The organism is Arthrobacter sp. FX8, from assembly GCF_026723805.1.
Lineage (GTDB): Bacteria > Actinomycetota > Actinomycetes > Actinomycetales > Micrococcaceae > Arthrobacter.
The window spans coordinates 3,212,135-3,226,896 of sequence record NZ_CP113505.1 but is presented as its reverse complement, the minus strand read 5'-3'; the positions used below and the strand labels follow the sequence as shown (position 1 = coordinate 3,226,896).

Sequence of the window (14,762 nt, the reverse complement as noted above, 5' to 3'; positions counted from 1 at the left end):
CAACTTAGTCAACAAGCCCCCGAAAGGAGCTCTCTTTGGACGTCAAATTCACCACCAAGAGCCAGGAGGCTCTTTCCGCCGCGGCAATGAACGCCTCGACGGCCGGCAACCCCCAGGTGGAACCGGCCCACCTCCTCAAGGCGCTGATGGACCAGCGTGAGGGCGTCGCCGTCGCGCTGCTTCGCGCAACCGGCGCCGATCCCGATGCCGTCAGCGTCCAGGCCAGCAGTGCCATCAAGGCACTGCCCGCCACGTCGGGCGGCTCCAGCCAGCAGGCGCAGCTGTCCCGGCCCGCACTGCAGGCCATCCAGCACGCCAAGGAGGAAGCGGACCGTCTGGGCGACAGCTTTGTCTCCACCGAGGTGCTCCTGGTGGGCCTCTCCACCGGCAACGATGCCGCCGCCCGCCTGCTGCGCGACGCCGGCGCCTCCCGCGAGGCACTTCTCGCCGCCCTGCCGGGCGTCCGCGGCGACCGCAAGGTGGACAGCCCGGACCCCGAGAACACCTTCCAGGCGCTCGAGAAGTACGGCACCGACCTCACCGCCATGGCCCGCGCCGGCAAGCTGGACCCCGTGATCGGCCGGGACGCCGAAATCCGGCGCGTTGTCCAGGTCCTGTCCCGCCGCACCAAGAACAACCCGGTGCTCATCGGCGAACCCGGCGTGGGCAAGACCGCGGTGGTGGAAGGCCTGGCCCAGCGGATGGTGGCCGGCGACGTCCCGGAGAGCCTGCGGGGCAAGACCCTCATCTCCCTTGACCTCGGCTCCATGGTGGCCGGCGCCAAGTACCGCGGCGAATTCGAGGAGCGGCTGAAGGCGGTCCTGGAGGAGATCAAGGGCTCAGACGGCCAGATTGTCACCTTCATCGACGAGATCCACACCGTGGTGGGCGCCGGCGCCACCGGCGATTCCTCCATGGACGCCGGCAACATGCTCAAGCCCATGCTGGCCCGTGGCGAGCTGCGGCTGATCGGTGCCACGACGCTGGACGAGTACCGGGAGAACATCGAGAAGGACGCAGCCCTGGAACGCCGCTTCCAGCAGGTGTACGTTGGCGAGCCCAGCGTGGAGGACACCATCGGCATCCTCCGTGGCCTGAAGGAGCGCTACGAGGCGCACCACAAGGTCTCCATCGCCGACTCCGCGCTGGTGGCGGCAGCCACGCTGTCCAACCGCTACATTTCGGGCCGCCAGCTGCCGGACAAGGCCATCGACCTGGTGGACGAGGCCGCGTCCCGGCTGCGCATGGAGATCGACTCCGCCCCGGAGGAGATCGACCAGCTGCGGCGCCAGGTGGACCGGCTCACCATGGAGGAGCTCGCGCTGGAGGGCGAGACCGACGCTGCCTCCGTGGAGCGGCTGGCTGCGCTCCGGGCCGACAAGGCGGACAAGGAGGAGGAGCTCTCCGCGCTCAACGCCCGCTGGGAGGCTGAAAAGGCCGGCCTGAACCGGGTGGGTGACCTGAAGGCCAAGCTCGATGAGCTGCGGTCCGCCGCGGACAAGGCCCAGCGCGAGGGTGATCTGGAGACCGCCTCGCGGATCCTCTACGGGGAAATTCCGGCGCTGGAACGCGAGCTGAACGCCGCTGCCGAAGCGGAGGCCGCCGTGACGGACAAGTCCGCGCAGATGGTGGCGGAGGAAGTGACGGCAGAAGACATCGCGGAGGTCATTTCCGCGTGGACCGGCATCCCGGCCGGCCGCATGCTGCAAGGGGAAAGCCAGAAGCTGCTGCACATGGAGGAGGAGCTCGGCAAGCGCCTCATCGGCCAGGGCAAGGCTGTAGCCGCAGTCTCAGACGCCGTCCGGCGCGCCAGGGCGGGCATCAGTGACCCCAACCGGCCCACGGGTTCCTTCCTGTTCCTGGGCCCCACCGGCGTAGGCAAGACCGAGCTGGCCAAGGCCCTGGCGGACTTCCTGTTCGACGACGAACGCGCCATGGTGCGGATCGACATGTCCGAGTACGGCGAGAAGCACAGCGTCGCCCGGCTGGTCGGGGCGCCTCCGGGATACGTGGGCTACGAGGAAGGCGGGCAGCTGACCGAGGCCGTGCGCCGTCGTCCCTACTCGGTGGTGCTGCTGGACGAAGTGGAGAAGGCGCACCCCGAGGTGTTCGACATCCTCCTGCAGGTGCTCGACGACGGCCGCCTCACCGACGGGCAGGGCCGCACCGTGGACTTCCGCAACGTGATCCTGGTGCTCACCTCCAACCTGGGCAGCCAGTTCCTGGTGGACCAGACGCTGGACGCCGAGGCCAAGCGCAATGCGGTCATGGCCACGGTGAACGCGTCCTTCAAGCCGGAGTTCCTCAACCGGCTCGATGAAGTGGTGCTGTTCGATGCCCTCACGGTGGAGGAGCTGGCGCACATTGTGGAACTGCACGTGGCGGAACTGGGCCGCAGGCTGCACGAGCGCCGGCTCACCCTCGATGTGACCGACAGCGCCAAGGCCTGGTTGGCGCTGTCCGGCTACGACCCCGCCTACGGCGCCCGGCCGCTGCGCCGCCTGGTGCAGCGCGAGATCGGCGACCGGCTGGCCAAGTCCATCCTCGCCGGTGAAATCAGCGACGGCGACACCGTCCTGGTTGATACCGCGCCGGACTTTGGGGAACTGACCGAAGGCAACGTGGACGCGTTGACGGGCGCCCCCAGTTCCGGGCTGTCGGTGCGGCGGAAGGACTAGCCGCAGGGCCTCTGAAGCGGGCCGTGCTGCCCTGGCGGGCTGACCGTCAGGGCAGCACGCTCGCGTTAATCACATCGCCGGTGTCTGCCGTGACGTAGCAATCAACCCTGCGGTCGCCGGATTCCCAACTGGTGCTGCTGGGGAAGCTGCGCTGGTAGTTGAGCTGGAAGTTTTTCGCCGCCGGGCCGAGTTTCGCCGCCTGGCAGACTTCCAGTGCCTTGGCCTTGAGCGGCTCCGCCCCCGGGTACTTGGCGCTTTCCGGATATGTCAAGGTGGCCACCAGCTGGGCCGAATGGCCCGTATCGCAGGGCACCAGCGTGGACGTCAGGGCCTGGGGATCGAAATCCTTGAAGCAGTCACCCAGTGCGTACGCCGGGGGTGCGACCCCTTCGCGGGGAAGGGGTTGGGGAGTGGCCGGCGGCGTGACCGTGGTTTGCAGCACGCCCTGTGCGTCATTCTTTGCCGCATCGGTGCCGGGCGATGAGTTCAACCAGACGGCAAGCCACACCAGTGAGCCGGCAACGGCAAGGATAACGACGACCAGAAACGCCTTCCACAGGGCAGGCTTCCTGTTGGTGTGTTTTTCCGGCGCAGGATCATGGCGCGGCTGGGACCAGGTAACGGATTCCGGGGCGGGGGCTGAACCGGTCCCACTGTGGATCTTCGGCAGGCTTCCGGTCCGCGGAGGCGAAGCGGGTTTCGGCGGGATGTCCTGGTGGTTCACGGGTGCGCATCCTCCTGGGTTTTGGTGCCACGGCTCGCCAACGGCCAGATAAAATCGGCAGTTCTTAAGCGACTCTACCGAAGAAAAATGCCGGAATCCCGCGGGAGGAGGTGCATCATGGTACCCCACCCGGCCGTCCGGGGCGCCGGGCGGCAAGCGGGGCCCGCCGAAAGCATGTAATCTAGGTGTACGACAAATTGACCAAACATTCCGGGGCCTCACCGATCGCCAAGGTGACCACCTCCGGTCCAAGTACAAAAGGGGGTCACGCCATGGGGCGCGGCCGTCAAAAGGCAAAAGCTACCAAGCAGGCTCGGGACATTAAGTACTACTCCCCGAACACTGACTACTCGGCACTTCAGCGTGAGCTGACGGGCCCTGGAAGTCGTTCAACGAGCCATTACTCGAATGAACCGGTCGAACCGGACTATTCGGCTTATGTGGATAAGTACGCGGATGATTTGGATGACGATGACGACGAGGTAGACAACCGTCGCATCGGCTAGTTGTCGCAAGCCTGCTGTGGCCCCCGGCCCGGCTGCTGTGGCGCCGCCTACGTCATGGAGCCCGCTGCCCCACCGAATTACCGGCAGGGCAGCGGGCTTTCCGTGTTTGGTTGGTAACCTGACCGCATGACTGTTCGGACCACGTACGCCAGCGGCGAGCCCTGCTGGGCGGATCTCCAGACCCCCGATGTTGATGCCGCCAAAGATTTCTACGCCCGCCTGTTCGGCTGGACCTACCAGGACTTCCCCACTCCGGACGGCCGCAGCTACGCGCAGGCCTTTGTCCGCGGGCAGTTGGTGGCCACCATTGCGCCGCAAAATCCCTTGCAGCTTGAGGCCGGCACCGCTGCCGAGTGGAACGTCTACTTTGCGGCCGCAGGTGCCGCGGACCTGCTCCAGGAAGCGGGCCATGCCGGCGGAACCGCCCAGTTCGGGCCTGAGACGGTGGGCGACACCGGGGTGCTGGGCTTTTTGGCCCCTCCCGGCGGCGGAACCACCGGGATCTGGCAGGCGGGTACCCACTTCGGCAGCCGGCTCTTCAACGAGCCGGGCGCCTTGGCCTGGGCTGAGCTCTTTACACCCGAGCCGCAGGCCGCCATCGGCTTCTTCCAGCAGCTTTTCGGCCATGAAGTCACCGAGTACCCCCAGGACGACGGCGGCAGCTACAGCACGCTGCTCATCGACGGCAGCGAGGTGGCCGGCATCGTTCCTGCCGACGAAGGCGAGGAAGCGGACTGGCAGATCTACTTTGGCGCGGCAGATATTGCCGCGGCGGCAGCGGCCGCCCTGGCAGCAGGCGGCGAAGTCCTGGTGGAGCCGGATGACCGTCCCACGGTGGGATCACTGGCCACCATCGAGGACCCGCAGGGCGGTGTGCTGAACCTCATACAGGTCGCTTAAAGTGGAGGCTCCCCACCGCGTGCAGTGGGGAGCCTCCAGCAGTTGGCTAGGCGTAGGCGTTGACCAGGCGGACAGCGCCGCCGTCCACGCCCTTGGCGCCCTGGACGTAATCCGGGCCGGACTTCAGGATGGAGTCCGAATCCTCGGTGACCGTGCCCATGATCCAGGACGGCAGGCCCCGGTCGTTCAGGCGGGCAACGGCGGCGTCGGCAGCTTGGGGCGACACGATGGCCACCATGCCCACGCCAAGGTTCAGGGTGCGCTCGAGGTCCGCCAGAGGCACGTTGCCCAGCTCCGAGACCAGCTTGAAGATGGCCGGCAGTTCCCAGGTGGCGCGGTCCACGGTGGCCACGAGGCCCTGGGGGAGGACGCGGGCCAGGTTGGCGGCCAGGCCGCCGCCGGTGACGTGGCTGAAGCCGTGAACAGCCGCTTCGGCGCTGACCGGGAAGGTGCGGGCCAGGTCCAGGCAATCGGCCGCGTAGACGCGGGTGGGTTCCAGGAGTTCCTCACCCAGGGTGCGGCCCAGTTCGGACACCTGGCGGTCCAGGGCCCAGCCGGCGTGGTTGATGACGCGGCGGACCAGCGAGTAGCCGTTGGAGTGGAGGCCGGAAGAGGCCATGCCGATCACGACGTCGCCCGCACGGACGCGGTCCGGTCCCAGCAGGGCATCGGCCTCGACCACGCCGGTGGCTGCGCCGGCAACGTCGTATTCGTGCTCGCCCAGCAGGCCCGGGTGCTCGGCAGTCTCGCCGCCCACCAGGGCGGTGCCGGCCACGGAGCAGGCGGCCGCGATGCCGCGGACAATGCCCGCGATGCGTTCCGGGACCACCTTGCCGCAGGCGATGTAGTCGGTCATGTAGAGCGGCTCGGCGCCTACCACCACGATGTCATCCACCACCATGCCCACAAGGTCGAACCCGATGGTGTCGTGGATGTCCATGGCCTGGGCGATGGCAACCTTGGTGCCCACGCCGTCGGTGGACGTGGCCAGCAGCGGCCTCTTGTAGGTCAGCAGCCGGGAAACGTCGTAAAGGCCGGCGAAGCCGCCCACCCCGCCGATCACCGAGGAGTTGTGGGTTGCCTTGACGGCATCCTTCATGAGCTCGACGGCGCGGTCCCCGGCTTCAACGTCCACGCCTGCGGAGGCGTAGGTGATGCCGGAGTTGTTTGCGGCGGGGCTAACGGAAGTCATACGGACTCTTTCTTATCGGCGCTGGTGGCGGCGGGTACGTCGGGCACAAGGTCGGCTTCGGTCAGCAGGTTCTCGAATTCTGAGTCCGGGCCCGGATCACAGCCGGTAGCCCCGGCCTTCTCAGCGGGGTCCTCGGTGGCGTCAACGGCCAGGGCGGCGGTTTGGCCGGGAAGCGCGGACGGGGAGGGCTTCAGGCCGCCCAGGTCGGTGCGTTCCAGGAGGTTCTTTCCCAGCTTGTCCGCATCCGGGAGCTTGATGGGGTACTTGCCGGTGAAGCAGGCGGTGCAGAGGCGTTCGCGCGGCTGGCGGGTGGCACCGATCATGCCGTCCTCGGAGATGTAGGCCAGCGAGTCTGCGCCGATGGCTTGGGAGATCTCCTCAATGGTGGCGCCGTTGGCAATCAGTTCGGCCCGGGAGGCGAAGTCGATGCCATAGAAGCACGGCCACTGCACAGGAGGGGAGGAAATCTTCACGTGCACTGCGGCGGCGCCGGCCTCCCGGAGCATCCGCACAATGGCGCGCTGGGTGTTGCCGCGGACGATCGAATCATCCACCACCACAACACGCTTGCCGCGGATCACGGATTCAAGGGCGTTGAGCTTGAGTCGGATGCCCAGCTGGCGCAGGGTCTGGGAGGGCTGGATGAAGGTACGGCCCACGTAGGAGTTCTTGACGAAGCCGTGCGCGAACGGGATGCCGGATTCTTCGGCGTAGCCAACAGCCGCGGGGGTGCCGGATTCCGGCACGGGGATGACGATGTCCGCCTGCTGCGTGTTTTCGCGGGCCAGCTGGCGGCCCATCTCCACGCGGGACTCGTACACGGAGCGGCCGGCGATGGCCGCGTCCGGGCGCGCGAGGTAGACGTACTCGAAAACGCAACCTGCCGGCGTCGGCTCCGCGAACCGCTTGGACCGCACGCCTTCCTCGTCGATGGCAATGAACTCGCCCGGCTCGATCTCCCGGATGAAGCTGGCGCCCACGGTGGCCAGGGCGGACTGCTCGGAGGCAACCACCCAGCCGCGCTCCAGCCGGCCCAGGACCAGCGGGCGGATGCCGAAGGTGTCACGTGCAGCGTAGAGCGTGCCCTCGTCCATGAACACGAAGCAGAAGCCGCCCTTGATCTTGGGCAGGAGTTCGGTGGCGGTTTCTTCCAGGGTCTTGCCGGGCTCGCCCTCCAGCAGGGCGGTGACCAAGGCAGTGTCAGAGGTGTTGCCCTGCTTCATTTCGCCGGTGAGGTGGCCGCCGTTGCGTTCGGTGATCATGGCATTGAGCTCGGCGGTGTTGGTCAGGTTGCCGTTGTGTGCCAGGGCCACCGTGCCGGTGGCGGTGGCGCCAAGGGTGGGCTGCGCATTGGCCCAGTGGCTGGCGCCGGTGGTGGAGTAGCGGCAGTGGCCCACGGCCAGGTGCCCGGTCAGGGTGTTCAGCGTGGTCTCGTCGAAGACCTGGGACACGAGGCCCATGTCCTTGTAGACGTTGATCCGCTTGCCGTCGCTGGTTGCTATGCCAGCCGACTCCTGACCGCGGTGCTGCAGTGCATACAGCCCGTAATAGGTAAGTTTTGCTACCTCTTCGCCTGGGGCCCAGACGCCGAAGACGCCGCAAGCGTCCTGCGGGCCTTTTTCGCCGGGGAGAAGATCATGGGAAAGTTTTCCATCGCCGCGTGCCACTGGTCGATTATCTCACGATATGGGGTATGACTTTTCCGGCCGCCCGTTTGTGACTTGCTACGCCTGGGGATCGGTGTCCGGCTCCGAGTCGGGAACGGCCTCCACGACGGCCCGGTCCTGCCGCTTCAGGCTGCGGCGGTCCAGGACCAGCGCCAGTGCGGCGCCCAGGATTGCGCCGCACGCGGCAAACATCACCAGGAAGAATCCGAAGACAGCGCCGGGGTCGAACGTTGCATCGCCCGGTACCGCGTAGGCAACCACTGCGGCTGCAGCAACACCCACCAGCGCACCCAGGACCAGGAAGGGAACGTACTTGGGTGCCCGGCGGACGGTTACTTCGCGCCGCTCGGCAGCGGATTCTTCAAAAGCCATGCCATCAAGCGTACTGCCGGAGATTTTGGGGACATAACGGGGCGTACGCCGCCATTGAGCGCCCTGGGCGACCAAAAACGCCCAGGCGGCCAATGCCGGACGCCTATCGCCCCGCTGCCCTGCAACTGATATATCTATTGACACTAGGTGTGGCCGCTGTCATATTGCTAGGTAGCGCTATGTGCATTCTGTTGTGCATTACGCAATTGTTCAGGGTTGGTAGGCCCAAGACCCCGTCCTTGAACAGCTGCGTCAGCTAGATTGGCACACGTCCCCGACTTACCGGACTGCCAAGGTCCAGGAAAGGAACACAAGAACAATGGTCCACAAGGTTCAAGCTGTCATTGTCCGGGAGAAGGACGCTCCGGTGTCGCTGGAGACCATCCTGGTGCCGGATCCGGGGCCGGGGAGGCCCTGGTGGACATCCTGACCTGCGGCGTCTGCCACACCGACCTGCACTATAAGCAGGGCGGTATCGGAAACGACTTCCCGTACCTCCTGGGCCATGAAGCCACGGGTGTGGTCAGTGCTGTCGGCCCGGATGTGACCTCGGTGGCCCCTGGGGACCGGGTGATCCTTAACTGGCGTGCCGTCTGCGGGCAGTGCCGTGCGTGTGCCAAGGGCCAGCCGCAGTACTGCTTCAACACGCACAACGCCACGCAGAAGATGACCCTGGAGGATGGAACCGTGCTTTCGCCGGCCCTGGGCATCGGCGCGTTCGCCGAGAAGACCCTGGTCGCCGCCGGGCAGTGCACCAAGGTGGACCCGGACGTTGACGCAGCCGCGGTGGGCCTGCTGGGTTGCGGCATCATGGCCGGCATCGGCGCCGCGATCAACACCGGCGAGGTCAAGCGCGGGGAATCCGTGGCCGTCATTGGCTGCGGCGGCGTGGGGATTGCCGCGGTCGCCGGGGCCAGGCTGGCCGGTGCGACGACGATCATCGCCGTGGACATCGACGACAACAAGATCGACATGGCCAAGTCGCTCGGCGCCACCCACGGCGTGAACTCGCGCCAGGAGGACGCCGTGGAAGCCATCCGCGCCCTCACCGGAGGCCACGGAGCGGACGTGGTGATTGACGCCGTCGGCCGCCCTGAAACCTACAAGCAGGCCTTCTACGCCCGCGACCTTGCCGGCCGCGTGGTCCTTGTCGGCGTCCCGACGCCGGAGATGACGCTTGAACTGCCGCTGCTGGATGTCTTTGGCCGCGGCGGCTCGCTGAAGTCCTCCTGGTACGGCGACTGCCTGCCCTCCCGCGACTTCCCGATGCTCGTCTCGCACTACAAGCAGGGCAACCTGGACCTCGACGCGTTCGTGTCCGAGCGGATCGCCATCGACCAGGTGGAGGAAGCGTTCGGCAAGATGCACGAGGGCAAGGTGCTGCGCTCCGTCGTCGAGGTCCAGTCGGCAGGGGCGTCCGCATGAGCGTCACCATCGAAAACCTGGTCACCTCCGGCACATTTTCGCTCGACGGCGGCACCTGGGACGTGGACAACAACGTCTGGATCGTGGGCAATGACGAGGAATGCATCATCATCGACGCGCCGCACGACGCCGCCGCGATCATCAACCAGGTCCGCAGCCGGAAGGTGAAGGCCATCCTGCTCACGCACGCGCACAACGACCACATCGGTGCCGCACGCGAGGTCGCCGATGCCCTGGGCGCACCGATCCACCTGAACAAGGAGGACCTGGTGCTCTGGGAGCAGGTCTACCCGGACGCCAAACCGGACCACTACCACTCCGATGGCGACGTGTTCCAGGTGGGCGGGGCAACCCTGAAGGCAATCCACACGCCCGGCCACTCGCCCGGGTCCACCTGCTTCCACCTGGAAAGCGAGGGGACGGTCTTCACCGGGGACACGCTGTTCAACGGCGGCCCCGGCGCCACCGGACGGTCCTACAGCGACTACCCCACCATCCTCGCCTCCATCCGCGAACGGCTCCTGACCCTGCCGGCCGACACCGTGGTCCGCACCGGCCACGGCGGGAACACCACCATCGCCGCGGAGCAGGAAACGCTGGCGAAGGTAGCCCAGTAGCAAGCGACATTCAGTAAGGTGACGTGCCGGAGAAAGGCGCGCCGGGAGGCCCGGCGCGCTTTTCACTGGCCCTCGAACACCACTCGCCTTCGAACAACACTCACCTTCGAACAACACAGGCCGGTAAGGAAGTTGGAACGATGAAGTTCGGTAAGCAGCCCGCCCCCGTCGCGGACATCAATGAGGACAACCTTGAGGTCCACAAGCCCAAGACCGAGGCCGCCGGCGTCAAGGCCGTCATGGTTGCCCTGGAGCGTGCAGTCGCCCAGGCAGGGGTGGCCCGCACGGCGCAGTCGCTGCTGCGGTTGAACCAGCGTGGCGGCTTCGACTGCCCGGGCTGCGCGTGGCCGGAATCGGACAAGAAGCGCAAGACGGCCGAGTTCTGCGAGAACGGCGCCAAGGCGGTGGCCGAGGAGAACACCCTGCGCACCGTAGGTGCGGAGTTCTGGGCCAAGCACTCCATTGCCGAGCTGTCCACCAAGACCGAGTACTGGCTGGGCAACCAGGGCCGGCTTTCCGAACCGGTGGTGATCCGGGAGGGCGAGACGCACTACTCGCCCATCTCCTGGAATGACGCGTTCGAGCTGATCGGGGAGCACATCCGGGCCAGCACCCCGGACCGGTGCGTCTTCTACACCTCCGGACGCACCGCGAACGAGACAGCCTTCCTCTACCAGTTGTTCGCCCGGTCCATCGGGACGAACAACCTGCCCGACTGCTCCAACATGTGCCACGAGTCTTCCGGCTCGGCGCTGAACCCGACCATCGGCATCGGCAAGGGCACGGTGTCCCTGGACGACATCCACGACGCCGAACTGATCTTCGTCGTCGGCCAGAACCCGGGCACCAACCACCCCCGCATGCTGTCCGCGCTGAAGGAATGCAAGGACAAAGGCGGCAAGGTAGTGGCCGTGAACCCGCTGCCAGAGGCGGGCCTGTTCAACTTCAAGGACCCCCAGACCGTCTCCGGCGTGGTGGGCGGCGGCACCCCGCTCGCGGACGAATACCTGCAGATCAAGGTGGGCGGGGACCTGGCGCTGTTCCAGGCGCTCGGCCACCTGCTCCTGGCGGCTGAAGAAGCCAACCCGGGCACCGTCGTCGACCATTCCTTCATCGCCGCGCAGACGGACGGATTCGACGCCTACCGTGAAGCCCGCCGGACTCTGGACTGGGACGAGACCGAGCGGGCCACCGGCCTGTCCCGTGGGCAGATCGAGAAAGTGGCGTCGATGCTGGTGGCGTCCAAGGCCTCGATCTTCTGCTGGGCGCTGGGCGTGACGCAGCAGCCACACTCGGTGGACACCATCAAGGAGATGGTCAACGTGCTGCTGCTGCAGGGCAACTTCGGCAAGCCCGGCGCCGGCGCCTGCCCCGTCCGCGGGCACTCCAACGTCCAGGGCGACAGGACCATGGGCATCTGGGAGAAACCCAAGGAATGGCTCCTGCAGGCCCTGGACAGCGAGTTTGGAATCACCTCCCCCGGCACCACGGCTACGACGCCGTGGAATCCATGGAGGCGTTCGAGCGCGACGAGGTGGACGTGTTCGTCTCGATGGGCGGCAACTTCTCGCTCGCCTGCTCGGACACCAAGGCCCTGGAAGCCGGGATGCAGCGGATCGGCCTGACCGTGCACATCAGCACCAAACCCAACCGCTCCCACATCGTGCACGGCCGCACCTCGCTGGTCCTGCCCACCCTGGGCCGGACCGACAAGGACGACAAGCACCCCAACGGCGCCCAGTTCCTGTCGGTGGAGGACTCCATGTCCGTGGTCCACTCCACCCAGGGCCGCCTGACCCCTGTCTCCGAGCACCTGCTGGCCGAGCCCGTCATCGTGGCGCGGATGGCCGAGGCGACCTTCGGCCCGGACCACCCCGTCAACTGGAAGGCCATGGCCGAGGACTACGACGTGATCCGCGACCACATTGCCCGCGTGCTGCCCGGCTTCGAGGATTTCAACGCCCGGGTCCGGACCAAGAACGGCTTCGTGCTGCCCAACCCGCCGCGCGACACCCGCTCCTTCGCCACGGACATCGGCCGCGGCCGGTTCACGGTCAGCCCGCTGGAATACCTCACCCCGCCGCCGGGGCACCTGGTGCTGCAGACCATCCGCAGCCACGACCAGTACAACACCACGTTCTACGGCCTGGATGACCGCTACCGCGGCATCTCCGGCGGCCGCCGCGTGATCCTCATCCACCCCGACGACCTCGCCGAATCCGGCTTCCAGGACCGGGAGCTCGTGGACGTGGTCAGCACCTTCCAGGGCGTGGACCGCCGCGCGGACAAGTTCCGCCTGGTGGCCTACCCGACTGCCAAGGGCTGCGCCGCCGCCTACTTCCCGGAGGCCAACGCCCTGGTCCATAAGGAGAACGTGGCCCGCATCTCCAACACCCCCGGCTTCAAGGCCATGTTCGTCCGTTTCGAACCCCACAAGGGCGAGGACGCGGTGGCCGAAGAGGCAGGATTGCTGCAGGCCAGCGTGTAGATGGCGCGACAGAGCGCCCCTGTGTCCCCGGCTGGATAACAGCGGGGAGGCGGGGGCGCTCTTCCGTCGTTTACGGCCTAAACAGGGTTGTTTCCGTGGGGCTCGGCCTCCGGATCCAGGTCCTTGCCATAACCGCTGGCCGAGGCAAGCCCCGACACCTGCTGGCCGGCGTTCGTTTGACCGGGGGCAAACTGCCCGTCCTGTGGGTCCTGGGTTTCCCCTCCGACCCGGGTGCGACATCCTGCCGCAGGTGCTCGTCGGAAGGAACGTTCTTGGATACCTCTTCATCAGCCATGCCAACAGCCAAACACTTGGGTCATAACGGCGGCAAGGGGTAAACGTGGGCCGCGTTCCGGCCATACTCCCGGCATACAGTCCGCCCAGTAGAACCGTGGGGCACGTCCAAAGCAGACCGGGGTGCAGCAGTCCTCATACGGGGGCGTGGAGGAACCGTTCCAAGGCTTCTTCTCCCGGGGACAGCGGAATGAACGCAAGGTCCGGTGGGCCGCCGAGTGACCTTCCGGGGGGTCCCACTATCCGTTTGAACCACTGGGGCCACCATGGTGGTTCCCAATCCTGGTGTTCGGACGTGTAATGGCGGCCGGTGGGTGAGGTCCAGCCGGGTGGTTCGTTCCTGGTGGCCGGGGTGGGTGTCCAGCCGGTGCTGTGCCGGAGTTTGTGGTGTTTTCGGCAGGGTTGTCCCAGGTTGGAGATCCCGGTGGTGCCGCCGTTGTTCCAGGCGAGGATGTGGTCGGCGTCGTTGTCGAGTGAATTGTTGCTGCAACCGGGGAACGGGCATTTTCCGTCCCGCAGCCGCAGCCAGGCCCGCATCGCGCCCGTGACCCTGTAGCTGGTCCGCCCGATCTCCAGCGGCGCCCCGTCCCGCGGATCCACCAACACCCGGTAGAACGAGCTGGCGCCGTTGGCGACGAGTTGCCTGGCCATGGACGGCGGGATGGGCCCGTAGCCGTCGAGCATGGCTGGTTCATCGGTCAATCCCATCAGCGAGGACACCGGGACGGTGACCAGCACCTGCGCTTGGATCCGTGGCGATGGGACATGTGCTGCTTCACCGACTTCAACATCCCCGGTTGCGGTGCCGCTGCCCAGAATCGCGTCGGCGAAGGTGTCGGCCCGGAGCTGGGGCATGCTGCGGGGCTCGTCGGGGCCCTGCATGCTCCGGGCGAGGGCGGTGAGCCGGTTCCAGCCGGCCAAGGCTTGGTGGGCGGGCAGGTGTGCGGAGAGCCAGGCCATGCTGTCCTGGTCCGGCCGGAACTCCACCCGCCGATCCGCCACGGACTTAGCGTGGCGTTTTCCGATGCTCTCGGCATGGTGGCGTTCCCGCCAAATCCTTGCCTTGGCCCTGAACCGGTGCGCGGGCATCTGCCCGGCCGGGCAGCCCCGTGCCGGGTCCGGGGCGCCCGGGTCCAGGAAGTGCCCTTCCAGTGCGGCGGCACCGGCGGCATCAAGGCTGGCCGTCTCGTCAACCATGGCCAGGGCATGCTGCCACGACAGGTCCCCGGCTTCCAGTGCCGACAGCGTCCGGGGCAGCGTGGTGGCCAGGGCGTGGGAGGCGGCCAGGAACGACGACGCGGCCCGCGGCCCCAGAGACAGCACACACCCGACCTCAGCCGCGACAGCCATCTCCTGCGCCTGCACCGAAGCATCCGGCCCGGCAACACGATGGGCGCTGTCCGAGTACGTCACCGCGGCCTTCGCCTTTAACGCCGCGAACCCTGCCTCCACTTGACGGGCCCCGACAAGAATATCAAGGCAACCATCGGCGAGCCCCGCCAAGGGATCAGCCGGCGAGAACGGCTCGGGACCGTGCCCCTCCACCTCGGCATGAAGCACAGCAAGGGCACCACGGATATCCGCATATGCCTTGGCCACCGCTGCTTTCCCCATGAACTAATCATCGGGGGAGGGTCTGACATTAAGAGGAGCGGCCGGACCTTTCACCGGCAGGGGAGATCGGAGCTAAACGACGGCTCCGTCATGGCGCTGCACCCGGCGGGAACGGCGGGGGAGGCGCCAGGCCCAGTACGCAATCATGAGTCCTGCCGTCGCTGCCCCTCCCGCGTATGTCGACGGCGAGCGGGAGGACCCAGGGACGGGCCGAACAACAGGAGCGTCAGCGAGGTCACCATCACGCAGACCGCGGCGAACGTCCAAGGGCGGCGGCCCGGGCGC

At 66.9% G+C, this 14,762-nt stretch carries 9 protein-coding genes and 2 pseudogenes; 6 read left to right on the top strand and 5 right to left on the bottom strand.

What is annotated here, in order from left to right; all coding sequences use genetic code 11:
* Positions 1 to 35: 35 nt before the first annotated feature.
* Entirely contained in the window at positions 36 to 2,678 is a 2,643-nt protein-coding gene (clpB, locus tag OUO20_RS15095) for an ATP-dependent chaperone ClpB (protein WP_018772129.1), read from the top strand.
* 46 nt (positions 2,679 to 2,724) lie between these two features.
* Here the strand turns inward: clpB and OUO20_RS15090 are convergent, their stop codons facing one another.
* On the bottom strand, positions 2,725 to 3,402 hold the full coding sequence (locus tag OUO20_RS15090; protein WP_268002067.1) for a septum formation family protein: 678 nt from the start codon (positions 3,400 to 3,402) through the stop codon (positions 2,725 to 2,727).
* Between the two features lie 272 nt (positions 3,403 to 3,674).
* Here OUO20_RS15090 and OUO20_RS15085 point away from each other — a divergent pair, with 272 nt between their 5' ends.
* Entirely contained in the window at positions 3,675 to 3,908 is a 234-nt protein-coding gene (locus tag OUO20_RS15085) for a DUF3073 domain-containing protein (protein WP_018772127.1), read from the top strand.
* 126 nt (positions 3,909 to 4,034) lie between these two features.
* Positions 4,035 to 4,808 carry a VOC family protein gene (locus OUO20_RS15080; RefSeq protein ID WP_268002066.1) on the top strand — a complete coding sequence of 258 codons (774 nt, stop codon included), beginning with the start codon at positions 4,035 to 4,037 and terminating at the stop codon, positions 4,806 to 4,808.
* Between the two features lie 46 nt (positions 4,809 to 4,854).
* On the opposite strand, the gene purM is transcribed toward OUO20_RS15080, so the two are convergent.
* Genes purM through OUO20_RS15065 form a run of 3 tightly spaced genes read right to left on the bottom strand, consistent with a single transcriptional unit; the run spans position 4,855 to position 8,039 of the window.
* The gene (gene purM / locus OUO20_RS15075) at positions 4,855 to 6,000 is read right to left on the bottom strand and encodes a phosphoribosylformylglycinamidine cyclo-ligase (protein WP_018772125.1); all 1,146 of its coding nucleotides are present in this window, start codon (positions 5,998 to 6,000) and stop codon (positions 4,855 to 4,857) included.
* Positions 5,997 to 7,667, bottom strand: a complete 1,671-nt coding sequence (gene purF, locus OUO20_RS15070) for an amidophosphoribosyltransferase (protein WP_018772124.1) — start codon at positions 7,665 to 7,667, stop codon at positions 5,997 to 5,999. Before purF ends, purM begins: the two co-directional genes overlap by 4 nt.
* Positions 7,668 to 7,724: 57 nt before the next feature.
* The gene (locus OUO20_RS15065; protein WP_018772123.1) at positions 7,725 to 8,039 is read right to left on the bottom strand and encodes a hypothetical protein; all 315 of its coding nucleotides are present in this window, start codon (positions 8,037 to 8,039) and stop codon (positions 7,725 to 7,727) included.
* A 319-nt stretch (positions 8,040 to 8,358) separates the two neighbouring features.
* On the opposite strand from OUO20_RS15065, the pseudogene OUO20_RS15060 reads away from it, so the two are divergent.
* The 3 genes and pseudogenes from OUO20_RS15060 to OUO20_RS15050 all read left to right on the top strand — a co-directional run bounded on the left by OUO20_RS15060 (position 8,359) and on the right by OUO20_RS15050 (position 12,569).
* Positions 8,359 to 9,464 (top strand): annotated as a pseudogene (locus tag OUO20_RS15060) (S-(hydroxymethyl)mycothiol dehydrogenase).
* On the top strand, positions 9,461 to 10,081 hold the full coding sequence (locus tag OUO20_RS15055) for an MBL fold metallo-hydrolase (protein ID WP_268002065.1): 621 nt from the start codon (positions 9,461 to 9,463) through the stop codon (positions 10,079 to 10,081). Before OUO20_RS15060 ends, OUO20_RS15055 begins: the two are co-directional and overlap by 4 nt.
* Positions 10,082 to 10,221: 140 nt before the next feature.
* Positions 10,222 to 12,569, top strand: a pseudogene (locus OUO20_RS15050) (FdhF/YdeP family oxidoreductase).
* Positions 12,570 to 12,998: 429 nt separating this feature from the next.
* Here OUO20_RS15050 and OUO20_RS15045 read toward each other — a convergent pair.
* Entirely contained in the window at positions 12,999 to 14,477 is a 1,479-nt protein-coding gene (locus OUO20_RS15045) for an HNH endonuclease signature motif containing protein (protein ID WP_268002064.1), read from the bottom strand.
* Positions 14,478 to 14,762: the final 285 nt, after the last annotated feature.

Coding starts and splice junctions, on each gene's coding strand:
- OUO20_RS15065 (WP_018772123.1), bottom strand. CDS start 8,039: ATGGCTTTTGAAGAATCCGCTGCCGAGCGGCGCGAAGTAACCGTCCGC.
- OUO20_RS15055 (WP_268002065.1), top strand. CDS start 9,461: ATGAGCGTCACCATCGAAAACCTGGTCACCTCCGGCACATTTTCGCTC.
- OUO20_RS15080 (WP_268002066.1), top strand. CDS start 4,035: ATGACTGTTCGGACCACGTACGCCAGCGGCGAGCCCTGCTGGGCGGAT.
- OUO20_RS15085 (WP_018772127.1), top strand. CDS start 3,675: ATGGGGCGCGGCCGTCAAAAGGCAAAAGCTACCAAGCAGGCTCGGGAC.
- OUO20_RS15045 (WP_268002064.1), bottom strand. CDS start 14,477: ATGGGGAAAGCAGCGGTGGCCAAGGCATATGCGGATATCCGTGGTGCC.
- purM (WP_018772125.1), bottom strand. CDS start 6,000: ATGACTTCCGTTAGCCCCGCCGCAAACAACTCCGGCATCACCTACGCC.